This window comes from Billgrantia antri (assembly GCF_019430905.1).
In the GTDB taxonomy this organism is placed as follows: Bacteria; Pseudomonadota; Gammaproteobacteria; order Pseudomonadales; family Halomonadaceae; genus Halomonas; species Halomonas antri.
The window spans coordinates 728,358-751,725 of record NZ_JAHYCA010000002.1 but is presented as its reverse complement, the minus strand read 5'-3'; the positions used below and the strand labels follow the sequence as shown (position 1 = coordinate 751,725).

Below are 23,368 nucleotides of genomic sequence, written 5' to 3'. Positions count from 1 at the left end.
GCGATTAGCCGATGACCTTAATGTTAGAGGCCTGAAGGCCTTTCTTGCCCTGAGTGACGTCGAAGGAAACCTTCTGGCCGTCCTGGAGGGTCTTGAAGCCGTCAGCCTGGATCTCGGAGAAGTGCGCGAACAGGTCGTCGCCGTTGTCGTCCGGAGAGATGAAGCCGAAGCCTTTGGTGTCGTTGAACCACTTGACAGTACCGGTAGCCATTATCGAATTCCTCTAATAGCATTGATTTTCCGGGAAATACCCGAGTTGCAGTGGGTAAAACAAGAAACTTTTCACCGGGAAATCAAGACGCCATGAGCGTTTCGATGACCACCTGCGATGTTCGACTTGCTAACCAACTGCACGCATCTTGCTTTGTTCAGGCACCCACGTCAAATACTATTTTGCATCGATGACGTAATTTTTACCGGCCCATTCTTTACCTACCCGCGAGAATCCAGCCTGCAGCCTTCTCGGCGATCATCAGCGTGGGCGAATTGGTGTTGCCGCTGGTGATGGTGGGCATGATGCTGGCATCCACGACCCGCAGCCCCTCGACGCCGTGCACGCGCAGGTGACTGTCCACGACAGCCATGGGATCGTCACTCTTGCCCATCTTCGCCGTACCCACCGGGTGGAAGATGGTGGTACCGATGTCACCGGCCAGCCGTGCGAGATCCTCGTCGCTTTGGTACTGCACGCCGGGCTTGACCTCCTCGGGGCGATACTTGGCGAAGGCCGGCTGCTCGGCGATACGCCGGGTGACCCGCAGCGAGTCCGCCGCCACGCGACGATCCTCCTCGGTGCTGAGGTAGTTGGGGGCAATGGCCGGGGCCTGGTGCGGATCGCGGCTCTTGATGCGCACGCTGCCCCGGCTGGTGGGGTTCAGGTTGCATACGCTGGCGGTGATCGCCGGGTAATCGTGCAACGGCTGGCCGAAGGCCTCGAGGCTGAGCGGCTGCACGTGGTACTCGATGTTGGGGTGTTCGTACTCGTCGCTGCTGCGGGTGAAGATGCACAGCTGCGAGGGGGCCATGCTCATCGGCCCGGTGCGACGCAGCAGGTACTCCATGCCGATCTTCGCCTTGCCCAGCCACGAGGCGGCCAGGGTGTTGAGGGTCTTGGCGCCGGTCACCTTGTAGACCGAACGGATCTGCAGGTGATCCTGCAGGTTCTCGCCGACGCCGGGCAGCTCGTGAACCAGCGGAATGCCATGCTCGGCCAATAGCGCCGTGGGGCCGATGCCGGAAAGCTGCAGCAGCTGCGGCGAGCCGATGGCACCGGCGGCCAGGATCACCTCGCGCTTCGCCCTCACCCGCTGAATCACGCCGTCGCGTTCGAGCTCGACCCCGTTGGCGCGGGGCTTGCCGCCCTCAGCGGTGTCGAACAGCAGGCGATGGACCTGAGCGGAGTGCCACAGGGTGTAGTTGCTGCGTTTCTCGCACACCGGACGCAGGAAGGCCTTGGCGGCGTTCCAGCGCCAGCCGTCGCGCTGGTTGACCTCGAAGTAGTCGACGCCCTCGTTGTCGCCGCGGTTGAAGTCACGGGTACGCGGGATGCCGGATTGCACCGCCGCCTCGGCGAAGTCGTCGAGCACTTCCCACTTGAGGCGCTGCTTCTCGATGCGCCACTCACCGCCGTGGCCGTGATAGTCACGGTGGGCTGCATCGCCGTCGCCGCCCTCGTCAAGTCGGTAGTGGTCTTCGTGCTTGATGAAGTCCGGCAGGCAATTCTCCCAGCGCCAGTCGTCGTCGCCCACCAGCTCGGCCCAGCCATCGTAGTCGCGGGCCTGGCCGCGCAGGTAGAGCATGCCGTTGATGCTCGAGCAGCCGCCCAGGGTCTTGCCGCGGGGGTAGATCAGCGAGCGGCCGTTGAGGCCCTTGTCGGGCTCGGTCTTGAAGCACCAGTCGGTGCGCGGGTTGTTGATACAGTAGAGATAGCCCACCGGGATGTGCACCCAGTGATAGTTGTCGCGGCCGCCCGCCTCGATCAGCAGCACCCGGTTGGCCGGGTCGGCGCTGAGACGGTTGGCCAGCAGGCAACCGGCGGTACCAGCGCCCACCACGATGTAGTCGAATTCCTGCTCTGCCATGGCGTGCTCCCTCGACATGCCCCGTTCGAGGCTGATCCGAGGGGAAGACCTGCGAGGAGGCGCTGTGAACCCATCCCTGGGCGCTACATTTGCCGTCCATGGCAAATGACCTCCTCTTCGGTCTCCCCTCGGCGCCTCTCACTGACGTCTTTCGAATCCTGCAAATGTACTGGTAAGGATTATTTATGGGTGGGCATGGCGAACTCGGCGCCCGCGTTTATCGAGTCCGACCAGCGCTGCATGATCGACTTCTGCTTGGTGTAGAAGCGCACACCCTCTTCGCCGTAGGCGTGGGTGTCGCCAAACAGCGAGCGCTTCCAGCCGCCGAAGCCGTGCCAGGCCATGGGCACCGGGATCGGCACGTTGATGCCGACCATGCCGACCTGGATGCGGCGGCCGAACTCGCGGGCCACGCTGCCGCTCTCGGTGAAGCAGCTCACGCCGTTACCGAACTCGTGGTCGTTGATCAGCTGGATGGCGGTGACCACGTCGGGCACCCGCACGCAGGCCAGCACCGGGCCGAAGATCTCTTCCTTGTAGATGGTCATCTCCGGAGTGACGTGATCGAACAGCGAGCCGCCCATCCAGAAGCCTTCGTTGCAGCCGTCGCCGGTGGTGGCAGCATCGAATTCGCGCCCGTCGACCACCAGTTCGGCGCCCTCGGCTACGCCCTTCTCGATGTAGCCGGTGATGCGCTGGTGGGCCTGGGCGGTGACGATGGGGCCCATCTCGGCATCCAGCTCGAGGCCGTTCTTGACCTTCAGTGCGCGGGCGCGCTCGGCCAGGCGTGGCACGATCTTGTCGGCGACGTCACCGACTAGCACCGCCACGCTGATCGCCATGCAGCGCTCGCCGGCGCTGCCGTAGGCGGCGCCGATCAGGGCATCGACGGCCTTGTCGAGGTCGGCATCGGGCATCACCACCATATGGTTCTTGGCGCCGCCCAGGGCTTGAACTCGCTTGCCGTGTCGCGCGCCGTTCTCGTAGATGCGATTGGCGATGGGCGTGGAGCCGACGAAGGAGAGCGCCTGTACGTCGGGGTGCTCGATCAGCGCGTCGACCGACTCCTTGTCGCCCTGCACCACGTTGAACACGCCGTCGGGCAGACCGGCCTGCTTGAGCAGGTCGGCGATCAGCAGCGAGGCGCTGGGGTCGGTGGGGCTCGGCTTGAGGATGAAGGTGTTGCCGGCGGCAATGGCCACCGGGAACATCCACATCGGCACCATGGCCGGGAAGTTGAACGGGGTGATGCCGGCCACCACGCCCAGCGGCTGGCGCACGGTCCAGTTGTCGATGCCGCCGCTCACCTGCTCGGTGTAGTCGCCCTTGAGCAGTTGCGGGATGCCGCAGGCGAACTCGACGATGTCGATGCCGCGGGCCACTTCGCCCTGGGCGTCGGTGAAGACCTTGCCGTGCTCCAAGGTGATGGCGCGGGCCAGCTCGTCCTTGTGGGCGTTGAGCAGCTCGAGGAACTTGAACAGCACCCGCGCGCGGCGGATCGGCGGGGTATCGGCCCAGGCCGGGAAGGCAGCCTTGGCCGCGGCAACGGCGGTCGCCACGTCGCCGCGGGAAGCGAGCGCCACATGCCCCGACACCTGCCCGGTGGCCGGGTTGAAGACCTCCTGGGAACGGCCCGATTCGCCGGCCGTCATTTGCCCATTGATATAATGCGCGATCGTGTTCTGAGTCATGAGTTACCCTCTCTTGTCGTTGGCAGCGTTCGGTTGAGTGCCGCGTCATCCGTCGCTCTCAGCGAGCAGGCATAAAGCTGTGACCATCTAGCCTACCGCGCCTAGCGTCACGATCAATTGAGAAATCCAAAAGCAAGATATAAGGTATTTTTATATCCAGGCAGGACACCACCATGCATGATCTCCCCGCCCTGCGCGCCTTCGTCACCGTGGCTCGCGAGGGCAGCGTCTCCCGCGCCGCCGAGCGTCTGCATCTGACCCAGCCGGCGGTGAGCCTAAAGCTCAAGCACCTGCAGGAAGCGCTGGGACTGACGCTGTTTCGCCGCCGCCCCCAGGGTCTGGCGCTGACCGCCGACGGTCACGCCTTGCTGCCCCCGGCTGAGCGGGCGCTGGCCGCCATGGCCGCCTTCGAGCAGAGTGCCCGCGCCCTGCACAGCACCCTTCGCGGCCGGCTGCGCATCGGCACCATCGTCGACCCCGAGTTCATTCGCCTGGGCGCCTTCCTGCACCGCCTGGTGGAGCGTGCCCCGCAGCTCGAGACCGAGCTGCAGCACGGCATGAGCGGCAGCGTGCTGGAGTGGATACGCCGCGACGAACTCGACGTGGGTTTCTTCCTCGCGCCACCCGGCGAGGGCCCCGGGGCGGAGACACCGGAGATCGCCCATCGCGAGTTGACCCACTTCGATTACCACGTGGTGGCGCCACCCGGCTGGGGCAGCCGCGTGGCAGATAACGACTGGACGAGCCTGGCCGCCCTGCCGTGGATCGTCACGCCAGCGCTATCGGCCCATTACCGGCTGCTGCACGGCATGCTCGACCCGCTCGGCGTCACGCCAACGGGTGTGGCACAGGTGGATCAGGAGGCGTGCATGCTCGATCTGGTGCGCGCCGGCGTGGGCCTCAGCCTGGCCCGCGACGCCCTGGCCATGGCCGAGCGCCAGGAGCGAGGGCTGGTCGTCGTCGAAGGCGTGCGCCTGCCCTGCGCGCTGTGCTTCGTGTGGCAGCGCGAGCGTAGCGAAGAGCCTGCCATCGCCACGGCGCTGGAAGTGCTGGAAGAGGTGTGGGGCAACCAGCCCTGAGCACCAGGGCCCGCCGCGAATTCCGCGCCGGGCCCTGCCCGTTACAGCTGTTGCATCTGAGCTAGCCTGAGCGCCGCTGCGGGCAGCCCTGGCGAATGCGGTCAGTCGCGCTCCACTTCCACCAAGCCGCTCTCGCCCTGCTGGGTTCGCACCTCGATCTCGCGACCGTCGGCGTCAATGCCCTCGATCTCGACACGGCCGTCGCGGTCGACCTGGATCTCCTCGAACTCGACCAGGCCCTCGGCCACCGCCGCCTGCATGGCCAGGCGCACGTCCTCCTCGTTCATGCCCCAGGCGCCACCGTCACGGCGATTGCGCTGCTCTTCGAGAGATTCGCCATTTTCCAGCGACAGGCGCACGTCGGCCTGCCATGTCTCATCGAGCCAGCCCTCGATCTCGATGGTGTCGCGCTCCTTGGCCTCGATCTCCTGGAAGTGCTGGAAGCCGAAGGTCGTACCCTGCTTCAGCGCCTCGTCGAGGCGGTCCGCCGCCAGGCGACCATCGTCAGCCTGCACCGTGGTGCCGGCGAGCATCAGGGTGGCCAGGGAACCGATCAGGATCATGTTGCGTTTCATGGGTCTCATCTCCATTCATGGTCACGTTCTAGGCGTCCTGTTTCTGGACACAGATCAGGTTTTATCACCGGCCACCTTGCCCGGAGCTGACGGTGGCGTTCATGCTGTGTTCATGTCGGGCGCGGCATCCTTGGCGACATGAAGACACACCTCCTGCGATCCAGCTCCTCCCTCGCCTTCGCTCGTCGAGCGCTGCGAGCTCTGCTGCTGTCGGCACTCCTCGGCCTGATCGCCGGCCATGGCCTGGCCGATGAGCACTGGCGCGACCTCCACGAAGCCGTACGCAGCGGACGCCTGGTCGCGCTGCCGGAGATCCTCGACTGGCTGGAAGCCCGCTACGAGGGGCATGTGCTCGAAGTGGAACTGGAGCGCGACGATGGCCGGCCGGTCTACGAAATCGAGATGCTCGGCCCCCAGGGCCAGGTGGTGGAGTTCGAGTTCGACGCCGAGAGCGGCGAGCTGATCGGCATGGAAGGCGTCAATATCGACGGCATGCGGCGCAACGAGGAGGCGCAATGAAGGTGCTGCTGGTGGAGGACGACGAAGCGCTGGCCGCAGCACTGGCGGAGGCGCTGCATGAGGCCGGGGTGCTGGTCGAGCGGGTCGGCAGCGGCAGCGAGGCCGACTTCCTGGTCCATACCGAAGCCTACGATGCCGTGATCCTCGACCTGGGACTGCCCGACGGCGACGGCAGCCGCTGGCTTGCCCAGTGGCGGGAGGAGGCCATTGAATTGCCGGTGCTGGTGCTGACCGCACGCACCCGCTGGGCGGACAAAGCCGCCGGTTTCTCCGCCGGTGCCGACGACTACGTGACCAAGCCGTTCGAGACCGCCGAAGTGCTGTTTCGCCTGCGCGCCCTGGTACGCCGCAGCCACGGCCACGCCCATCCGGTGCTACGCATCGGCGAGCTGGCCTTCGATACGCATACCGGCAGCGTCACCCTGGCGGGTCGACCGGTGAGTCTGACCGCCCAGGAGTCCCGTTTGCTCGCCTACCTGGCCCACGCCGCCCCGCGGGTGGTCAGCCGTAGCGAACTCGTCGAGCACGTCTACGATCGTGACCACGAACCCGACTCCAACGTCATCGACGTGCAGATCAGCCGCCTGCGCCGCAAGCTGGGAGCGGAGCGCATCGAGACCCGTCGCGGACAGGGTTACCGGCTCAACGGCGACGCCGAGGCGTCATGAGCCGCCTACGCCGCTTGTCGCTGGCCAGCCGGCTGATACTGGCCACCCTGCTGGTCCTGGCGATTACCCTGCCGCTGGCCGGTCTCGGCCTCGCCCAGCATTTTCGCACCACCGCCACCGGCGCCTTCGATCGCCAGCTGGAGGCATTGCTCAACGTGGTGATCGCCGGGATCGCCTGGGATGACGTGCAGCAGCGGCTAGTACAAGAGCGCGACCTCGGCGACCCGCGCTTCGAGCAGGTGTTCTCCGGCTGGTACTGGCAGGTCAGCGACGGCGGCGAACGGGTACTGACCTCACGCTCGCTATGGGATCAGCGCCTGCCCGTGCGCAGCACCCTGGACGTACTCCACCACGACCAAGTGGGCCCACGCGACATGCCGCTGCGGGTCATCGAACGCGATATTCAGCTGGCACCGCTCGAAACGCCACTGCACGTCAGCGTGGCCGCACCGCGAAAGACGCTCGATCTCGAACTGGATCGCTTCGCCCGGCTGGTGGCGCTGTCGCTTGCCGGCCTTGGGCTGCTGGTATTGACGATGTTGGCACTGCAGGTGCGCTGGGGCCTGGCGCCGCTGCGGCGCATGCAGGGCGACCTGTCGCAGGTCGAGAACGGTGACGCTGAACGCCTCGACACCCGCCTGCCCGCCGAACTGGCTCGCCTGGCCGGGGCCATGAACGCCGTTCTGGAGCGCGACCGGCGCCTGATGGCGCATGCACGTCATGCTGCAGGCAATTTGGCACATGCGCTGAAGACTCCGGTGAGCGTACTGACCACCCTGGCCGATGGCATCGAGGAGCCACGTCGCAGCCGCGTTCGCGACGAACTCGCCCGCATCGACAGCGCCGTACGCCACCACCTGGCCCGTGCCACCGCAGCAGGCGATGCCGGCCTGGCTCCCAGGATAGCCGTCGCCGAGACCCTGGCCCCGATCCTCGAAGGGCTGGGACGCCTTGCCGGGCGCCGCGGCGCTACTCTCGAGCACCGGGTAGAGGAAGGCCTCCGGGTCAGGATGGCGCCCCAGGACCTGCAGGAGCTGGTCGGCAACCTGCTGGACAACGCCCTGCGCTGGGCCAGCCGCCGGGTTCGCTTCAATGGCTACGAAGCTGACAATGGACTCTGGCTCAGCGTAGAGGACGATGGCCCCGGCATGGACGCGGCCCAGCGCCAGGCTGCCATGGGTCGCGGCGCCCGACTGGACGAGCAGCGCTCCGGCAGCGGGCTTGGGCTGGCCATCGTCGCCGATCTGGCGGCACTGCACGGCGGCCGGCTGGTGCTGGACACCTCTCCCCTCGGCGGCCTTTCCGCCCGGGTATGGCTGCCGGCCCAACCGCTCGCCGGGATGCCGGCCAGGATGGACTAGACGCCCTTCACCAACTGCGCCGCCTCTCTGCGCCGCTTGAGCTCGTAGACGACGGCGAACAGCACCGTGATCAGGATCAGGGTCAGCCCCAGGGCATTGACCGCCGGGGTGAGGCCGGTGCGCACCTTGGAGGCGATGTAGACCGTCAGCGTGGTGTCGTAGCCGACCACGAACAGCGTGGTGTTGTAGTTCTCGAAGGATTGCAGGAAGGCGATCACCGCCGCCGAGTAGAGCGCCGGCTTGAGGTAAGGCAGCAGGATGCGCCGGAACATCTGCCACTGGCTGGCGCCGAGATCCAGCGCCGCGCGCTCCATGGTGCGGTCGAAGCGCTGCAGGCGTGCGGTGACCATCAGCATCACGTAGGCGGCGATGAAGGTGGCCTGACCCAGCACGGTGAGGAAGATGCCGCCGCTGACACCAAACTGGCGCCAGAAGATCAGCGTGGAGATGCCGATGATCACGCCGGGAGTCAGCAGCGGCGAGAGGATCAGGGCATAGAGAAACGGCTTGGCGCGGCTCGTCACGGTGTTGAGGAACAGCGCCGTGGCGATGCCGATGGGCACGGCGACGACCAGCACGCCGGCGGCCACGATCAGGCTGTTGCCGAGCGCCTGCCACATGCCGCGGTCGGCGGCGAGCTCGCCGAACCAGCGCAGGGTGGTACCGTCCCAAGGCGTCACGGTGGGGAAGCGGCTGTCGTTGAAGGTGGCCGCCGCCATGATGATCAGCGGCAGAAACAGGTAGGCGAAGAAGATCACCACGTAGAAGCGCAGGCCGAAGGCCAGGAAGCGTTGCGAACTCATCTCCCAATGTCCCCCAAGCCCACTTTGAACACTTTCATGACCAGCGACATGAAGCCGATGCACAAAACCAGCAGCAGGAAGGCGTAGGCCGCGCCCTGGTTCCAGTTGCCGCCCTCGAAGAACCAGTTGTAGATAATCTGGGTGAACCAACGGCTGCCCGGCGAGCCGAGCAGTGCCGGCACGGCGTAGCTGCCGGCCGCCAGCATGAAGGTCATGATGCAGCCGGTGGCGATCCCCGGCTTGGCGTGGGGAATGACGATGCGCCGATGAGTGCGCACGGTGCCCGCCCCCAGGTCGCGCGCCGCGCGCACCTGATTGTCGTCGAGGCTCTCGATGGCGTTGTAGACCGGAAACACCATGAACAGGATGTAGGCGTAGACCATGCCGACCATCACCCCGCCGTTGCCGCTGAGGAAGCGTATCGGCCGCTCGATCAGCCCCAGCATCATCAACACTTCGTTGAGCGGGCCGCGAAACGCCAGGATGATGAACCATGAGTAGGTGCGCAGGATCTCGTTGATCCAGAACGGCACGATCAGCAGCAGAATGCACAGCGCTGCCTGCCGCGGGGTGGCGACCTTGGCCAGGTACCAGGCCAGTGGATAGCTCACCGCCAGCGTCAGCAGTGTGACCAGCACGCTCGACCAGATCGTCTTGAAGAAGATGGTGCGGTGGATGTCGTTGTCGAACAGCGTGGCATAGTTGGCCAGGGTGAACCGATCGTCGGGCCCGCCGATCTGGGCCGGCAGCAGATTGGGCTTGAGCGAGTACTCGATCATCTGCAGCTGCGGCAGCGTCACCATCACGATCAGCCAGATCCCCAGCAGGGTGACGATGGCCATCGCCAGCGGCCCACCGAAGCGGGCCTGCAGTTGCCTAAACATGCGTCCCTCCGGCCTTCGTCCTGTCGCCGTCCACCACCTCGCCGGTCTCCTCGTCCACCATCGGGCTGCCGTCGTCGGGCAGCACAACGGCGTCGGCCGGATCGAAACCGAAGGTCATGCGCTGGCCGATGGCAAACGCCCCGGCATGGCCACGCGACACCTCGTGGCCCAGCTGCACGCGCAGCTTTTCACCCGAGGCCACCAACCGCGTCTCGAGCATCATCCAGGCGCCCTCGAAGTGCACCGCCTCGATTTCCGCCTCGAGCCTCGGCCCCGCGGCATCCGCCGCCACCGGGCGCAGGTGCTCGGGACGCAGAAATAGCGCCGCGGCTTGGCCGTTGGTCAGACGCGTCTCACGGCCCGCCCGTCCGGCCAGCTCGCCCAGCGCGCCAGCGTCGAGACGCACCCGCTCCCCTTCACTATCGGTCACGCGCGCCTGGAGGCGGTTGTTCTCGCCGACGAAGGAAGCGACGAAGCCGGTGGCCGGCTCGCGGTAGAGTGTCATGGGATCGGCGACCTGCTGGATGCGACCGGCCGACATCACCGCCACCCGGTCGGACATGTTCAATGCCTCGCCCTGGTCGTGAGTGATGTAGATGAAGGTGATGCCGGTCTTGCGCTGGATCGCCTTGAGTTCGGTGCGCATGTGCTGGCGCAGCTTGAGGTCCAGCGCCGACAGCGGCTCGTCGAGCAGCAACACCCGCGGCTCCACCGCCAGCGCCCGGGCGATAGCCACGCGCTGCTTCTGCCCGCCAGAAAGCTCGGTCACCCTCTTCGGCCCGCTGCCCTCCAGCGCCACCAGCGCCAGCAACCGCTCGGATACCTCACGCCGCTTGCGCTTGTCGACCCCGCGCACCTCGAGGCCGAACTCGATGTTCTCGTACACGGTCATCAGCGGGAACAGCGCCAGATTCTGGAAGATCATCGCCGTGGGGCGACGGTTCACCGGCACGCCGGCCATGGGCTCGTCGCCAATGAATACCTGCCCCTCGCTTGGCGTGAGGAAACCGCTGACGATGTTGAGCAAGGTGGTCTTGCCGCAGCCCGAGGGGCCGAGGAAGCTGAAGAACTCGCCCGAGCCAATCGCAAGCGAGGTCTTTTCGATGGCGGTGAAATCGCCGAAGCGCATCACCACCTCGTCCAGTCTGACGCTACCGTCCATCTAGTCTTTGCCTTTAATTACGTACTTGTTTCATCAGTGCAGGAGAGCAGCTTCGACCTGACATCGAAGCCGCTTCGGAAGGTGAAAGCATCACCTAGGCACTTAAGTAGCGATCCTGGTACTCATTGCGCAGCGCCACGTACCACGGCTCCTGGATCGGCCACCACCATAGGTTGGCCAGGTCCTGCTCGGTGTAGGAGTCGGTGAAGAACTGGCGCGTCTCTTCGGGCAGCAGTTCGGTGGCTCCCTTGGAGGTGGAGTTGTAGCCGGTCGCCTTGACGAACAGGGCACCCGCCTCGGGCGTGTAGTACCAGTTGATCAGCTCGTAGACGGCGTCCGGATTCTGGGCATTCTTGGGAATCACGAAGCCTTCCATCCACGCCAGCGCACCTTCCTTGGGCGCGCCGTAGGCGATGTCCTCGCCCTCCTGCTGCAGGCGGAAGGCGGTGGAGTCCCAGGTCTGGCCGATGATGGCGCCGTTGGTGCGGAAGGCCGCCTGGGCATCGTTCTCGGTATCCCAGAACTGCACCAGCATGTGCTTGTGCTTGATCGCCTCTTCGAGAATGACATCGAAGTTGGCGCGCATCGCCTCTTCGCTCTTGTAGGAGTCGAGCAGCGGATGCGGCAGCCGGCCCTCGCGCTCGAGCCACAGACCGATGCCCACCAGCGCCGAGTGGCCGCGTACGGTCACCCCCTGGCCGTGCTCGGGGTTCCACAGGTCGGCATAGCTGAGGTTGGCACGATCGATCTTGGCATCGCGGCGATGCCAGGTGATCGCCTCGGTGCCCCAGTCGCTGGGCGCGAAGTAGCGCTTGCCGTCGACCACGCCGCCGACCTCGGAGCCCTCGATGGCGCTGTCGAGCGCACCGGACCAGTTGATGCGTGACTCATCCAGCGGCTGCACCAGGTCATAGTCCAGGTAGCCGGGCACCCGATCCACGGTGGGCATGATCACGTCGAAGCCGGTGCCGTCGGTAGCTCGCAGCGAGTTCATCAGCTCGTCGTTGGTGCCGTAGGGCGTGAAGGTCGCGCGAATGCCGGTCTTCTCGGTGAAGTCGGCCAGCATCTCGTCGGTGAAGTAGCCCGCCCAGGCGTAGATGCGCAGGGTCTGTTCCTGAGCCAACACCTTGTTGATGTAGAACGACGGCACGGTAGCGGCGGCGCCGGCTGCCAGGGTGCCTTTGAGGAAACGGCGACGTGTAAACGACATGACGGTTCTCCATGTGGGTCTTGCACAGGGTGACAGGGGTCAGTGGCTTGGCCCCCGACCCTTATCGCGCGACTCCATGACGTAGAGATGAACATTGAATGACCGTTCAACTCTCATGTAACAAAGAGTAGCAGCCGCCAGGAAAAACTCCGTAGGCCGATTCAACGCTGCATTTCCTCTGTGACGCCGGCCGAGGGCGCCGGCGTGAATGACGGTGCTTGGCTCTATGCGCCGCAGCGAGCATGACCCACCCCAGCGGCTGGTCGTAACCTACGCCTGCTGGTAGCCTTCCGAAAATCAACGAAAAAAGTGCGCCCCCTGGCCAAACGCGGCGAGCGCACGGCCCCGTCGACCTGACACGCTGAGGGACAACGCCCCATGTCGGCCATTACGCAGGGCGCGAGCCCCCCGCTGAGGCGTTTCAGTCTGCGCTTCTGCGACCCGCAACGGGAACATGCCTACCGGCAGGAGACCTTCCCGCGCACCCTGATCCAGGGGCGCGCAGCGATGCTGGTCGGCATGCTCGTCTACCTGCTGTGCGGACTGCTCGACATCTGGTACGTCCCGCCGGAAGCCAGATGGAGCGTCTGGCAGTCACGCCTTACCGCCCTGATGGTGCCGAGCTTGCTGCTGGTGGTCAGTTTCACCCCGGCCTTTCAGCGCCTGGCGCAGTGGTGGCTGCTGGCCGTCTGCGTGGCGGCCGGGTTCGGCCTGATCGCAATCCAGTCCCAGGTGCCGCTCGAGAACACGCCTTACTACTACCCCGCCATGGTGATGTTGACCTTCTACACCTACAACTTCATCGGGGTTCGCTTCCCCTATGCCCTGGGCATCGATGCCCTGCTGCTGGCGAGTTACAACCTGGTCTTCGGCGTGCTGCTCGACTATCCCGCGCATATCCTCTTCAGCCACAACGTCTTCATCGTCTCGGCCAACTTGATCGGCGGTGCCACGGGCTATCTGACAGAGCGCCAGGGGCGGCAGCTGTACCTGCGTGAGAAGGAACTCGAGGAGGAACGACGTTTCCATCGCGAGCGTTCGCTGCACGACCCCTTGACAGGACTCCCCAATCGCGAGCTGCTGTACGACCGCATCGAGCAGGCCCTGGTCGCCAGCCAGCGCCACCGCAAGCTGCAGGGTGGGCTGTTCATCGACCTCGACGGGTTCAAGCAGATCAACGACCGTCTCGGCCACCGAACCGGAGACAAGCTGCTCGAGCAGGTCGCCCGCCGCCTGTCGGCCAGCGTGCGCAAGACCGACACGGTGGCGCGAATCGGCGGGGATGAGTTCTTCGTTCTGGCCCGTGACCTGGATGCCGAGCAAGACATACATCGACTGGCGTCCAAGCTGCTGGAAAACCTCAGCCTGCCGTTGGCCGACGTACCGGAGCCCTTTACCCTCAGGGCCAGCATCGGCGTGTGCCTGTTCCCCTACCCGGGCATGAGCGTCGACGACATCGTCCACCGTGCCGACATGGCCATGTATCGGGTGAAATCCGCGGAGAAGAACGGCTACTGCCTGGCGAAATACGAAGCCTGCCAGAGCGGGGCGGGGTTCCGCCCCGACACGGCCTAACCTAGCGCCTCAGCCGGCCTGGATCGCCACCTTGAGTACTCCATCGCGCTGGTGCGAGAAGAGGTCGTACGCGTCGACGATGTTCTCCAACGCATAGCGATGAGTGACCAGGGGGCCGAGGTCCAGTCGCCCGGTTTCGATCACCTGCATCAGCCGGCGCATGCGCTCCTTGCCGCCGGGGCACAGTGAGGTGACGATCTTGTGGTCGCCCAACCCGGCGCAGAACGCCCCGAGCGGGATCGTCAGATCTTCGGAATAGACGCCCAGGCTCGACAGGGTGCCGCCCGGCTTGATCACCCGCAGCGCCGACTCGAAGGTGGACTGCAGCCCCAGCGCCTCGATGGAGGCGTCCACGCCGCGCCCGCCGGTCAGACGCAGGATCTCCTCGACCACGTCGACCTTGCGGAAGTCGAGGGTGACGTCAGCACCCATCTGCCGGGCCATGGCCAGGCGCTCGTCGACGCCGTCAACGGCGATGATCACGCCGGCGCCGCGCAACCTGGCCCCGGCCGTGGCGCATAGGCCAATCGGTCCCTGGGCGAATACCGCCACGCTGTCGCCGATCCGGATGCCCGCCGATTCGGCGCCGGCGAAGCCGGTCGACATGATGTCGGGGCACATCAGTACCTGCTCGTCGGTCAGACCGTCGGGCACCGGCGCCAGGTTGGCCTGGGCGTCGGGCACCAACAGATATTCGGCCTGGGCACCGTCGATGGTATTGCCGAAGCGCCAGCCACCCATCGGCTTGTAGCCGTGGGCGTGATGGCCGCCGTCCTGGGCGCAGCAGCCGTCCTGGCAGGCGTAGGAGGTAAAGCTGGGGCAGATGGCGCCGGCGATCACCCGCTGCCCTTCCCGATACCCTTGTACGTTGGCACCCAGCTTCTCGATCACCCCGACCGGCTCGTGGCCAATGGTGAGCCCCTTCTCGACCGGGTACTCGCCCTTGAGGATGTGCACGTCGGTGCCGCAGATGGTGGTGGTGGTGACGCGAACCAGGGCGTCATTGGGGCCGATCTCGGGAATCGGCTTGTCGTCGATCTCGATGCGCCCCGGCTCGATGAAGATTGCCGCTTTCATCATGGCTGGCATGGTGTCTCCTCATGGTCGTGAAGCCGCCGAGCGGCATCACGCATCAGGTTCGACCAAAGCCGGCCGGCACGCCTTGATCCACGTCATGACTTTCGGCTAAGCGAACGGAAGCACTGCCCCACTACGTTACATCACCGGTACGCCGGCCACCCAAACGTGCAGATGGAAGGCGAACAGATAGTAGGCGATGAAGCCAACGGCGAGCGTGATGACGGTACCGGACATACGCGGCGACACGGCCGGCGCCGGCTGACGCCGCCGCGCGGTGCGGAAGTCGAGCACGGCCCACAGCAAGAAGGCGCCGAAGAAGACGATGTCGCCGAGGCGGCCGTTGGCCAGCAAGTGTGCGAATGCCCAGACCTTGACCGCCAATACCATGGGATGGCCCAGCTTTGCCTTGATGTGGTTGTTGGGGACGTAGGCCGCCACCAGCAGGATGAAGGCGGGGAGCATCAGCAGCGCCACGGCATGACGCATTCCTGTCGGCGGGTGCCAGACCCAGGTCGGGTCGAGGCGCATGTGACCGTAGCCCCAGATGGCCAGTGCCAGGCCGACGATGGACACGACCGAGAACAGTGCCTTCCAGCGCATCTCGCCCATCTTGCGAATTTGCGCACCGCGCCAGTCATCGGCAACGATGCGTATGGAGTGCATGCCAAGAAAGATCACGAGACCCACGATCATTACGGACACGGCATTGCCTCCATCAGCAAGAATTGAACGAATCGCTGCCCAGCCTACTCACTTGGACTGTTCAGCGCCAGCCATCGCATCATGTACGCGCCTGACCAGGCAGGCCACTCACGAGGAGGATTCGATGACCCAAGCGGCCCCGCCCCTGCCAGACGTTCTGGCTGGCCCTCTGTTGCGACGCCTGGCGCCCGAGCGTCTGAGCCTGTGGCTGGTGGCCTCACAGCCGTTGGAACTCGCGCTCATGCTGCACCCCGCAGGCCTGCCACCTCGGCGCTTGCCATTGGGCGAGGAGCGGCTTCAGCGTATCCCCGTGGGCCGCCACGCCTGGCTGCACTTGATCGATGTCTCGCTGGCCACCCCGCTTCCCACCGGCACTCCCATCGACTACGACCTCAAGGTAGTCGCTGACACGACCGAGCGCGGCATCGCCGAGTGGGCGCCGCACCTGCTTCATGAAGGTGCAAGCTATCCCCGCTTCGTGCTGGCCGAGCACCACCACCGGCTGCTGCACGGCTCCTGTCGCAAGCCCCACCATGACGGCCCCGATGGACTGGCCCACGCCGATGGCTGGCTCGCCGAGCGGCATCGGCAGCCGCAGGAGTGGCCGGCCTGGCTGCTGCTGACCGGCGACCAGATCTACGCCGACGACGTGGCCGGCCCGATGCTGGTCGCCATCCATGCCCTGATCGCACGCCTGGGGCTGTTCGACGAGGAGCTGGAAGGCGCCACGGTGCCCGACAGCCAGGCGCTCTATCGCGACGCGGCGACCTATTACCGGCGCGAGGCGCTGCTGCCCGACACCGAGAGTGGTACCGCCCTGCGCGAGCGCTTCTTCGGTGGCGTGCGCAAGCCGGTCTTCACCACGGCCAACGCCCACAATCACCTGATCAGCTTCGCCGAGATCATCGCCATGTATCTGCTGGTGTGGTCGCCGGAGCCGTGGCGTCTGATCGACACGAGCCCTCCTTCGCTCGACAGCGAAGACCAGCAGCGCTTCCTGGACGAGCAAGCCATCATCGAGCGCTTCGTGGCTGACCTGCCTGCCTGCGCCCGGCTGCTGGCCCACCTACCCACGCTAATGATCTTCGATGACCATGACGTGACCGACGACTGGAACCTGACCGCCGACTGGGAGCAGATCGCCTACGGGCATCCTTTCTCGCGTCGCATCATCGGCAATGCCCTGCTCGCCTACCTACTCTGCCAGGGCTGGGGCAACGACCCCGACCGCATGGCCGAACTCACGACAAGCAGTGCCGCACTGATGGAACGGGCCAGCCAGAACGAGGGGCGTCTCCCGTTCGAGGAGCAGAATGCCTTGTTGCAGCAGGTGCTGCGCTTCCAGGGCTGGGAGTACCGTATTCCCGGCACGCCCCCCCTGCTGGTGCTGGACACGCGCACGCGTCGCTGGCGCAGCGAACGCCACCCCTCACGCCCCTCGGGCCTGATGGACTGGGAGGCATTGATCGAGCTGCAGGAGGGCATGCTCGACGCGCCCTCGGCGATCATCGTGTCCCCCGCCCCCATGTTTGGGGTCAAGCTCATCGAAGCGGTGCAGCGGCTCTTCACCCTGGCCGGCAAGCCGCTGGTGGTGGATGCCGAGAACTGGATGGCGCATCGCGGTGCCGCCAGCGTCATGCTCAACATCTTTCGTCACTCCCGTACGCCGGGCAACTACGTGATTCTCTCCGGCGACGTTCACTACTCCTTCGCCTACGACATCGAACTGCGCCATCGCCGGTCGGGACCGAGGCTGTGGCAGATCACCTCCAGCGGCATCAAGAACGCCTTTCCCGACACCCTGCTCGACTGGTTCGACCGGCTCAATCGCTGGCTCTATGCCCCGCGCTCCCCGCTCAACTGGTTCACCAAGCGTCGCCGACTGGTCATCCACCCACGCGACCCCGACCGCGCCAAGGCCGGTGAACGACTGTGGAACGGCAGCGGCATCGGCCTCGTCGACTTCGACGACAAGGGGCGCCCCAACGACATCCGCTATCTTGATGCCCGGGGCTTCGAGGTGAGGTTTCCGCCCGCACGCATCTCGAAGTAGCGTTCGCGTAATCGGGTCATCGCCAGCGCGGTGCGCCGGGGACGTTCGGAGTACTACGAGACGAACCCGCTAGTCGCGTCCACCGCACTTGGCCAAGGAATGGTACGCGGGGCCTTCGATCACTTCGCCGTCGGTATCGAAGCGGCTGCCGTGGCAGGGGCAATCCCACGACGCTTCGCTGGGATTCCAATGCACGATGCACTTCATGTGCGGGCACACCGCGGACAGCACCTTGAGCTCGCCTGCTTCGGTGCGGTGGATGGCAAGCTTCTCGCCATCGACGGTCGCCACTCGACCCTGCCCCGGTCCGATGCACTCGACGCTCTCGAGCTTCTCGGTGCCCAGGTAGTCCTTCACCATATGCTTGGTGACGCTGACGTTCTCCTTGACGTACTGACGTGCGGACTTCCCTGGGGTGATGCGCCGCGCCCCGAAGCGGGCCTCCCAGGGATTGTCGCGTTCGAGGACCTGGTCGGCGATGATCATCCCGGCCAGGGTACCCCAGACCAGGCCGTCGGCGGCGAAGCCGGTGGCCATGCACAGGTTGTCGTGGCCATGCATGCGGCCGATGTAGGGCAGACCGTCCGGTGAGGTATATTGCTGGGCCGACCACTGCTGAGCAAAGCTCTCCACGTCGAACCGGGCGTCGAGATAGTCACGTAGGTTGCGATAGGCTTCGACCTGGTGATGGCCGAGCGGGTGCTTCTCGCCGATGACCATCAGGTAGTGGTCGTCGCCGTGGCGGTAGCTGCGCAGCGAGTGGAAGGGATCGAGCACCCAGAAGATGCCCTCGGGATAGTCGCCGCTGCGTAGCCGGGCACTCACCGCATACTCTCGCGACACCGGCATACCCGCCTGAACCAGGCTGATGCCCTTCGGCGTGTGAGTCGCCTGGATGATGTGCTTCGCACTGATGCTGCCTGTGTCCGTCCTGAGCCGTCCCTTGTCCGCGTCGATCTCTCGCACCGGGCTGTGCTGAAGAATCAGCACGCCCTCGCCGAGCAGCGCATCGGCCAACCCCTCGACGTAGCGCAGCGGGTTGAACTGGGCCTGGTGGGCGATACGAATGCCCCAGCTATCGAAGGGTAATCCGGACTCCTCAACCATCTCGACATCGAGCCCCGCGCTGACCAGCGCATCGAGTTCTTCGTTCAGATCATGCCCGGCGTGCTGACGCTCCTCGGTCACCAGGCGATAGGCCGGCTGGCGTCGAAACTGGCAGTCGATGGAGAAGCGCTGCACTAGTGCCTCGACATGGTCGACCGCCCCGGTCCTGGCCCGTACCACCTCGGCGGCCACCTCATCGCCCCACTTGTGGCGCAACGGCGCCTGCCCCGAGGCCAGGGTAGCGTAGAGATTGCCGGTGGAGCCCCCCGTAGCCCCGCCTCCCACCGTACCCGCCTCGAGTACCATGACCTTGAGACCGGCCTCGGCCAGCGGCAGTGCAGCGGTCAGCCCGGTGATGCCGGCGCCGACGATGGCGACATCCACTTCGGCATCCTCGACCAGGGGCGGATGTTCGGCCACGCCTTTGCTGCCCAGCGTCCATATCGCTTGCATAACGACTCCTTTCGTTACTTGTCTGTCCACAGTTATAGATGCCCTGTCGGAGGGGCGCTAACGACGCTTACCGGGCGAGATACTTCGTCACCGAGGGGTGACGAAGTTACCGTCGCCTTCCTCCTATGCTTGTCATGATGCGGTGAACTTGGCAGCGCCTGGCGCCTACCCTTGCCACAGTACCGCAATAACGACAAGGACTTAGGAGCAAGCTTGGCACAAGGACGCGACACCAATGCCCGCTTGGCAGGGATGCTGCTCGCCCTTTCGCTGGCCGGGTGCAGTAGCGGCGGCGGCAGCTCTCCATCGAACGGAGACGATCCCCCTCCCTCCCCGCCACCGCACGACCTGCAACCGAGCCCCGTCGATCCCGCCCCGAATGTCGAGTCCCCCGATGACCACTATTCGGTGCTCGTCGGTGTGGCCGATTCAGGGTTTCGCCTCTCTCATGAAAGCCTACAGCCACGGCTGGCGACGGTGAGCAACGTCGCCGAACCCGATGACCCCGACGTCAGCACAGCGAGCCGGCACGGCACGGCGGTGGCGTCGGTGGTGAGCCTGTCGCGTGATACCCGAGACCTGGCGCCCGGCGATCATGGTCTCCACTTGGCCAAGGTCAATCGAGACGACGAGACACATAGCTATGACAACGTGATGGACTACAGCACCGGTTATCTCGCCGACCTGGGTTCACGCGTGATCAATCATAGCTATAGCGGTCGCCTCGAAGCCCCCAGCACAACGGCAAGCTACCTGGGGCGTAAATCCCTCGATTCGCTGCGCCGCATGGTAACCGCCAACGACGGCCTGGGCTCGGTGTATGTGGTCGCCGCCGGCAACCAGGGCGAAGCGCTGCAGGCCGAACGTCCGATTCACCAGCATGCCGATCTCTTCGAGCGCATGCTGATCGTCGGCGGCTCGACCCGAAGCGACACGAATGAGGTGGAAAAAGCCCCGCTCAGCAATTTTCCCGGTGCCGACGCAAATTGGCAGTCGCGATTTCTCACCGCCCCCTGGCGGACGCTGGTGGCGCTGGACGACGCCGACGATAGCTACGGCTGGGGCCAGGGCACCTCGTTTTCGGCCCCGCGGGTCAGCGCTTATGCGGCCGCCATCATCGAGCTGTGGCCGCACCTGGACGCCACGCAGGTGTCGCAGCTGCTGCTGGACACCGCCGACCGGACATCGCCGCTCTATGCCCGAAACGACTGCGGAGAGAGCGGCAACGTGAACTGTGGCTATTTCTATCTAGGCCAGGGCGAGGCCAGCCTCGAGGATGCCCTCGAGCCTCAAGGAGAACTGGTCATGCCGACCGGCGACAGCGTCGACCAGGGCGGACAACCGCTCGAGCGGAGTGCTGCCCAGCTCTCGGCCGCCTATGGCGATGCGCTGGAGACGTCAGGCGTGCTGAAGGAAGTTGCCGTCTTCGACGAGCTCGGTCGCGACTACCGCACCGACCTTTCAGGCCATGTATCGCAACGCATCGAGCGCAACCGCTCGATGCATCGCCGCATGGAACACATGGCGGTAGCAACCCAGGGGCATCGTGAAGAGACGCGCGGCAAGTTCGACAATATGAGCTTCTTTGCACGCCATGACGCCTTCGGCGACACCGCCGCCGCCAGGCTGGACGGTCGCATCGGCCGGCACCGTTGGTCGCTGTTCCAGTTCCGCGGCGATGAGCCTAACCCCATGAGCCCCCAAGTCGAAGCCGGCTTCATGCCGATGCTCTCCTTTCAGGGCGGCACGGCCATCACCCGCGGGCTAGACCGGATCGCCGGTGTTCGTCATCGCCTCGATTTCAATCAGCACGTGTCGCTGCTGGCCGAGCACTGGTCCGGCAGCTCGCCTGAAGAAACGACACCTCTGACGGATCGCTATCGTGCCGACCGCTCCAGCATTTCCCTGGCCCTGACGCTGAGCGAACGCCTGACCTTGACGGCAGGCGCCGGGGTCAGGCGCGAAGATCGCGGCCTGCTCGGTGCCCAGGGTACGGGAGCTCTGGCAATGGGCGAGGATAACCGGCTGGATCTGCATCGCGTTCAACTGGACTATCGCCTTGGCGACTCCCTCACCGCTTTCGCCAGCCATGAGGAAGGACGCGGCGAGATGAGCGGCAGTGGGCTGATCCAGTCCATCGAGGGCATCCGTACCCGGGAAACCACGTTCGGCCTGCAGTGGCACGGTAAAGGCCATCAAGCTGCCTTCGCCCTGCGCCAGCCGATGCGTCTTGCTGATGGCGAGGCGGAGTTGCAAATACCCACCGGACGCACCTTGGACGGCAAGGTGCTGCGCGACGACGTTCAGGTCTCGCTGGCTCCCTCCGGGCAGCAACGCGATCTCGAGTTCGGCTATGCGCTGCTGCCCTCGGAACACACCCGGTTGCAGCTCAATCTGCTCTATTCCATCGAACCGGGACACGACCGCAATGCCGACGATGAGATAGCCGCCATGCTCAACTACACGCACCGGTTTTGAAGGCTGCGCAAGATCGTCCAGGCTGGGGTTGCCGTACCGCATGACGCTGCGCTTGTTACCTCGGACACAACGATTACCTTGAGGGTAATGCCCTTCCAAGGAGGACACCATGACACGTACCGTCACTACCGCCGCGCTTGGCCTGGCTGCCGCGGCCCTCTCCCTGTCGTCACCCGCCCTGGCGCAGCCGCAAGAGTCCGTACAGACGGAGGCCGGCGCCCTGGGTCTCGAAACCGTCGTAGACGGGCTTGTTCATCCGTGGGGCATGGCGTTTCTGCCCGACGGCCGACTGTTGATCACGGAGCGTGAGGGTCGCCTGCGTCTTCTCTCGCAGGATGAAACCCTGTCCGAGCCGCTCGAGGGCGTTCCCGAGGTGTTCAATCAGGGCCAGGGCGGGCTGCTGGATGTCGCCCTGCATCCCGACTTCGCCTCCAATCGGTACGTCTACCTCTCCTTCGCCGACCCCGGCAGTGGGGGCGCCACTACCGCGCTGGGTCGCGGTCGACTGCGCGACGACCGGCTCGAGGACTTCGAGGTGATCTTCCGCATGGAGCCGCGAGTCGAGCACGAGAACCACTTCGGTGGCCGTATCGTCTTTGCCGATGACCAGACGCTGTTCCTCACCCTGGCCGAACGCTTCCAGTTCGACCCGGCCCAGGATCCGTCCAACCATCTGGGTACCATCGTGCGCCTCAACGATGACGGTACGCCAGCCGACGGCAACCCTTTCCTCGATGACGAAGAGGCCCGCGACGAGATCTGGTCGTACGGTCATCGCAATATCGAGAGCGCGGCTCTTCATCCCGAGACGGGCGAGCTGTGGGTCGCCGAGTTCGGCCCGCTGGGCGGAGACGAGCTCAACCGGCCCGAGGCGGGACGCAACTATGGCTGGCCCGAGGTGAGCTGGGGCAAGCACTACGACGGCGAGGAGATCCCCGACCCCGGCGACGAGGGCGACTACGCCGGCTCAGTCAAGCAGTGGACGCCGGTGATTTCCCCCTCCGGCATGATCTTCTACACCGGCGATGCCCTGCCGGAGTGGCAGGGCAGCATGCTGATCGGCGGACTCTCGGAGCAGGGGCTGGTGCGCCTCACCCTGAATGGCAACGAGGTAGCGAACGAGGAGCGCCTTCCGCTCGGCGCTCGCATCCGCGACGTCGAGCAGGGGCCGGATGGCCGAGTCTACGTACTCACCGACGAAGCGGACGGCAAGCTGATCCGCCTGGCGCCACTCGAGGACGACGGCGCCTGAGCCGATATCGCTCGTCGCACAACGCTGGCGTCACATAAAGCAACCGATGGACACCGTGTAAAGCCTGAAGCATTGCTACGTTGAACGGGCCATACAAAGGAATGGTTACCAAGCAAAAAGGAGGATCCATGAAGATCGCTAGCCCTCAGGAACTGTTCATGCGCATGCTGTCGGAAACCAACAGTGCCGAGAAGCAGATCACTCGCGCACTGCCCAAGATGGCACGCGCTGCCGATGACCCGAAGCTGGTCGAGGCGTTCGAGCATCATCTGGAGGAGACCCAGGGCCAGTTGGAGCGCATCGAGCAGGCGGCCGACTCCATTCCCGACATCCGGATCAAGCGGCTCAAGAGTCACGCCATGGAGAGCCTGATCCAGGAAGGGGAAGAGTTGGTCGACGCCACCGAGAAGGGGCCCCTGCGCGATGCCGGACTGATCGCCGCCGCCCAGAAGGTGGAGCATTTCGAGATCGCCACCTATGGCACGCTATGCGAGCTGGCCGAACAGCTGGGCCATACCAAGGCCAAGGAGATCCTGGCCGAGACGCTCAAGGAGGAGAAGTCCACCGATGACAAGCTGAGCAAGCTGGCCAAGCAGGACATCAACAAGAAGGCGGGCTAACGCCTTGTTGGCTCA

Annotated in this window: 20 protein-coding genes; 9 read left to right on the top strand and 11 right to left on the bottom strand. The window is 65.2% G+C overall.

What is annotated here, in order from left to right; translation table 11 throughout:
• Window positions 1-4 precede the first annotated feature (4 nt).
• The 3 genes from KPL81_RS07925 to KPL81_RS07915 all read right to left on the bottom strand — a co-directional run bounded on the left by KPL81_RS07925 (window position 5) and on the right by KPL81_RS07915 (window position 3,772).
• Window positions 5-211 carry a cold-shock protein gene (locus KPL81_RS07925; protein WP_010629501.1) on the bottom strand — a complete coding sequence of 69 codons (207 nt, stop codon included), beginning with the start codon at window positions 209-211 and terminating at the stop codon, window positions 5-7.
• A 217-nt stretch (window positions 212-428) separates the two neighbouring features.
• Window positions 429-2,081, bottom strand: coding sequence for a GMC family oxidoreductase (locus KPL81_RS07920; protein ID WP_219791339.1), 1,653 nt, complete (start codon window positions 2,079-2,081; stop codon window positions 429-431).
• A 179-nt stretch (window positions 2,082-2,260) separates the two neighbouring features.
• Window positions 2,261-3,772, bottom strand: a complete 1,512-nt coding sequence (locus tag KPL81_RS07915) for a CoA-acylating methylmalonate-semialdehyde dehydrogenase (protein ID WP_219791338.1) — start codon at window positions 3,770-3,772, stop codon at window positions 2,261-2,263.
• Between the two features lie 173 nt (window positions 3,773-3,945).
• Here KPL81_RS07915 and KPL81_RS07910 point away from each other — a divergent pair, with 173 nt between their 5' ends.
• Window positions 3,946-4,851, top strand: a complete 906-nt coding sequence (locus tag KPL81_RS07910; protein WP_219791337.1) for a LysR family transcriptional regulator — start codon at window positions 3,946-3,948, stop codon at window positions 4,849-4,851.
• A gap of 101 nt (window positions 4,852-4,952) precedes the next feature.
• On the opposite strand, the gene KPL81_RS07905 is transcribed toward KPL81_RS07910, so the two are convergent.
• Entirely contained in the window at window positions 4,953-5,426 is a 474-nt protein-coding gene (locus tag KPL81_RS07905; protein WP_219791336.1) for a PepSY domain-containing protein, read from the bottom strand.
• A 138-nt stretch (window positions 5,427-5,564) separates the two neighbouring features.
• Here KPL81_RS07905 and KPL81_RS07900 point away from each other — a divergent pair, with 138 nt between their 5' ends.
• From KPL81_RS07900 to KPL81_RS07890, 3 genes are read left to right on the top strand one after another with little or no spacing between them, the layout of a single operon-like run.
• The gene (locus KPL81_RS07900) at window positions 5,565-5,945 is read left to right on the top strand and encodes a PepSY domain-containing protein (RefSeq protein ID WP_209476953.1); all 381 of its coding nucleotides are present in this window, start codon (window positions 5,565-5,567) and stop codon (window positions 5,943-5,945) included.
• Entirely contained in the window at window positions 5,942-6,613 is a 672-nt protein-coding gene (locus tag KPL81_RS07895) for a response regulator transcription factor (RefSeq protein WP_219791335.1), read from the top strand. The genes KPL81_RS07900 and KPL81_RS07895 overlap by 4 nt, the downstream gene beginning before the upstream one ends.
• Entirely contained in the window at window positions 6,610-7,974 is a 1,365-nt protein-coding gene (locus KPL81_RS07890; protein ID WP_219791334.1) for a sensor histidine kinase, read from the top strand. The genes KPL81_RS07895 and KPL81_RS07890 overlap by 4 nt, the downstream gene beginning before the upstream one ends.
• Here KPL81_RS07890 and KPL81_RS07885 read toward each other — a convergent pair.
• The 4 genes from KPL81_RS07885 to KPL81_RS07870 all read right to left on the bottom strand — a co-directional run bounded on the left by KPL81_RS07885 (window position 7,971) and on the right by KPL81_RS07870 (window position 12,033).
• Window positions 7,971-8,777: an ABC transporter permease gene (locus KPL81_RS07885; RefSeq protein WP_209476948.1), complete on the bottom strand. Its 807-nt coding sequence runs from the start codon at window positions 8,775-8,777 to the stop codon at window positions 7,971-7,973. The genes KPL81_RS07890 and KPL81_RS07885 overlap by 4 nt on opposite strands.
• The gene (locus KPL81_RS07880; protein ID WP_209476946.1) at window positions 8,774-9,661 is read right to left on the bottom strand and encodes an ABC transporter permease; all 888 of its coding nucleotides are present in this window, start codon (window positions 9,659-9,661) and stop codon (window positions 8,774-8,776) included. Before KPL81_RS07880 ends, KPL81_RS07885 begins: the two co-directional genes overlap by 4 nt.
• Entirely contained in the window at window positions 9,654-10,823 is a 1,170-nt protein-coding gene (locus KPL81_RS07875) for an ABC transporter ATP-binding protein (RefSeq protein WP_219791333.1), read from the bottom strand. The genes KPL81_RS07880 and KPL81_RS07875 overlap by 8 nt, the downstream gene beginning before the upstream one ends.
• A gap of 94 nt (window positions 10,824-10,917) precedes the next feature.
• Entirely contained in the window at window positions 10,918-12,033 is a 1,116-nt protein-coding gene (locus tag KPL81_RS07870; protein WP_219791332.1) for an extracellular solute-binding protein, read from the bottom strand.
• Between the two features lie 378 nt (window positions 12,034-12,411).
• On the opposite strand from KPL81_RS07870, the gene KPL81_RS07865 reads away from it, so the two are divergent.
• Window positions 12,412-13,608: a GGDEF domain-containing protein gene (locus KPL81_RS07865; RefSeq protein WP_219791331.1), complete on the top strand. Its 1,197-nt coding sequence runs from the start codon at window positions 12,412-12,414 to the stop codon at window positions 13,606-13,608.
• A gap of 9 nt (window positions 13,609-13,617) precedes the next feature.
• Here KPL81_RS07865 and KPL81_RS07860 read toward each other — a convergent pair whose 3' ends face one another.
• Both KPL81_RS07860 and KPL81_RS07855 read right to left on the bottom strand, forming a co-directional pair.
• Window positions 13,618-14,697 carry an NAD(P)-dependent alcohol dehydrogenase gene (locus KPL81_RS07860; RefSeq protein WP_219791330.1) on the bottom strand — a complete coding sequence of 360 codons (1,080 nt, stop codon included), beginning with the start codon at window positions 14,695-14,697 and terminating at the stop codon, window positions 13,618-13,620.
• 126 nt (window positions 14,698-14,823) lie between these two features.
• Window positions 14,824-15,381, bottom strand: a complete 558-nt coding sequence (locus KPL81_RS07855) for an NnrU family protein (protein ID WP_240549140.1) — start codon at window positions 15,379-15,381, stop codon at window positions 14,824-14,826.
• 133 nt (window positions 15,382-15,514) lie between these two features.
• Here KPL81_RS07855 and KPL81_RS07850 point away from each other — a divergent pair, with 133 nt between their 5' ends.
• Entirely contained in the window at window positions 15,515-17,443 is a 1,929-nt protein-coding gene (locus KPL81_RS07850; protein WP_219791328.1) for a metallophosphoesterase family protein, read from the top strand.
• A 69-nt stretch (window positions 17,444-17,512) separates the two neighbouring features.
• Here the strand turns inward: KPL81_RS07850 and KPL81_RS07845 are convergent, their stop codons facing one another.
• Complete coding sequence (locus KPL81_RS07845) at window positions 17,513-19,003, bottom strand: FAD-dependent oxidoreductase (protein ID WP_219791327.1); 1,491 nt, start codon at window positions 19,001-19,003, stop codon at window positions 17,513-17,515.
• A gap of 213 nt (window positions 19,004-19,216) precedes the next feature.
• Here KPL81_RS07845 and KPL81_RS07840 point away from each other — a divergent pair, with 213 nt between their 5' ends.
• The 3 genes from KPL81_RS07840 (at window position 19,217) to KPL81_RS07830 (ending at window position 23,353) form a co-directional block, all read left to right on the top strand.
• The gene (locus KPL81_RS07840; protein WP_219791326.1) at window positions 19,217-21,481 is read left to right on the top strand and encodes a S8 family serine peptidase; all 2,265 of its coding nucleotides are present in this window, start codon (window positions 19,217-19,219) and stop codon (window positions 21,479-21,481) included.
• A gap of 109 nt (window positions 21,482-21,590) precedes the next feature.
• Window positions 21,591-22,733 carry a PQQ-dependent sugar dehydrogenase gene (locus tag KPL81_RS07835; protein WP_219791325.1) on the top strand — a complete coding sequence of 381 codons (1,143 nt, stop codon included), beginning with the start codon at window positions 21,591-21,593 and terminating at the stop codon, window positions 22,731-22,733.
• Window positions 22,734-22,861: 128 nt separating this feature from the next.
• The gene (locus KPL81_RS07830; RefSeq protein ID WP_209476928.1) at window positions 22,862-23,353 is read left to right on the top strand and encodes a YciE/YciF ferroxidase family protein; all 492 of its coding nucleotides are present in this window, start codon (window positions 22,862-22,864) and stop codon (window positions 23,351-23,353) included.
• Window positions 23,354-23,368 lie beyond the last annotated feature (15 nt).

What these genes read in the sequence shown, in the direction of transcription:
- KPL81_RS07925 (WP_010629501.1), bottom strand. Translation starts at nt 211, where the DNA reads ATGGCTACCGGTACTGTCAAGTGGTTCAACGACACCAAAGGCTTCGGC.
- KPL81_RS07920 (WP_219791339.1), bottom strand. Translation starts at nt 2,081, where the DNA reads ATGGCAGAGCAGGAATTCGACTACATCGTGGTGGGCGCTGGTACCGCC.
- KPL81_RS07915 (WP_219791338.1), bottom strand. Translation starts at nt 3,772, where the DNA reads ATGACTCAGAACACGATCGCGCATTATATCAATGGGCAAATGACGGCC.
- KPL81_RS07910 (WP_219791337.1), top strand. Translation starts at nt 3,946, where the DNA reads ATGCATGATCTCCCCGCCCTGCGCGCCTTCGTCACCGTGGCTCGCGAG.
- KPL81_RS07905 (WP_219791336.1), bottom strand. Translation starts at nt 5,426, where the DNA reads ATGAAACGCAACATGATCCTGATCGGTTCCCTGGCCACCCTGATGCTC.
- KPL81_RS07900 (WP_209476953.1), top strand. Translation starts at nt 5,565, where the DNA reads ATGAAGACACACCTCCTGCGATCCAGCTCCTCCCTCGCCTTCGCTCGT.
- KPL81_RS07895 (WP_219791335.1), top strand. Translation starts at nt 5,942, where the DNA reads ATGAAGGTGCTGCTGGTGGAGGACGACGAAGCGCTGGCCGCAGCACTG.
- KPL81_RS07890 (WP_219791334.1), top strand. Translation starts at nt 6,610, where the DNA reads ATGAGCCGCCTACGCCGCTTGTCGCTGGCCAGCCGGCTGATACTGGCC.
- KPL81_RS07885 (WP_209476948.1), bottom strand. Translation starts at nt 8,777, where the DNA reads ATGAGTTCGCAACGCTTCCTGGCCTTCGGCCTGCGCTTCTACGTGGTG.
- KPL81_RS07880 (WP_209476946.1), bottom strand. Translation starts at nt 9,661, where the DNA reads ATGTTTAGGCAACTGCAGGCCCGCTTCGGTGGGCCGCTGGCGATGGCC.
- KPL81_RS07875 (WP_219791333.1), bottom strand. Translation starts at nt 10,823, where the DNA reads ATGGACGGTAGCGTCAGACTGGACGAGGTGGTGATGCGCTTCGGCGAT.
- KPL81_RS07870 (WP_219791332.1), bottom strand. Translation starts at nt 12,033, where the DNA reads ATGTCGTTTACACGTCGCCGTTTCCTCAAAGGCACCCTGGCAGCCGGC.
- KPL81_RS07865 (WP_219791331.1), top strand. Translation starts at nt 12,412, where the DNA reads ATGTCGGCCATTACGCAGGGCGCGAGCCCCCCGCTGAGGCGTTTCAGT.
- KPL81_RS07860 (WP_219791330.1), bottom strand. Translation starts at nt 14,697, where the DNA reads ATGCCAGCCATGATGAAAGCGGCAATCTTCATCGAGCCGGGGCGCATC.
- KPL81_RS07855 (WP_240549140.1), bottom strand. Translation starts at nt 15,381, where the DNA reads ATGATCGTGGGTCTCGTGATCTTTCTTGGCATGCACTCCATACGCATC.
- KPL81_RS07850 (WP_219791328.1), top strand. Translation starts at nt 15,515, where the DNA reads ATGACCCAAGCGGCCCCGCCCCTGCCAGACGTTCTGGCTGGCCCTCTG.
- KPL81_RS07845 (WP_219791327.1), bottom strand. Translation starts at nt 19,003, where the DNA reads ATGCAAGCGATATGGACGCTGGGCAGCAAAGGCGTGGCCGAACATCCG.
- KPL81_RS07835 (WP_219791325.1), top strand. Translation starts at nt 21,591, where the DNA reads ATGACACGTACCGTCACTACCGCCGCGCTTGGCCTGGCTGCCGCGGCC.
- KPL81_RS07830 (WP_209476928.1), top strand. Translation starts at nt 22,862, where the DNA reads ATGAAGATCGCTAGCCCTCAGGAACTGTTCATGCGCATGCTGTCGGAA.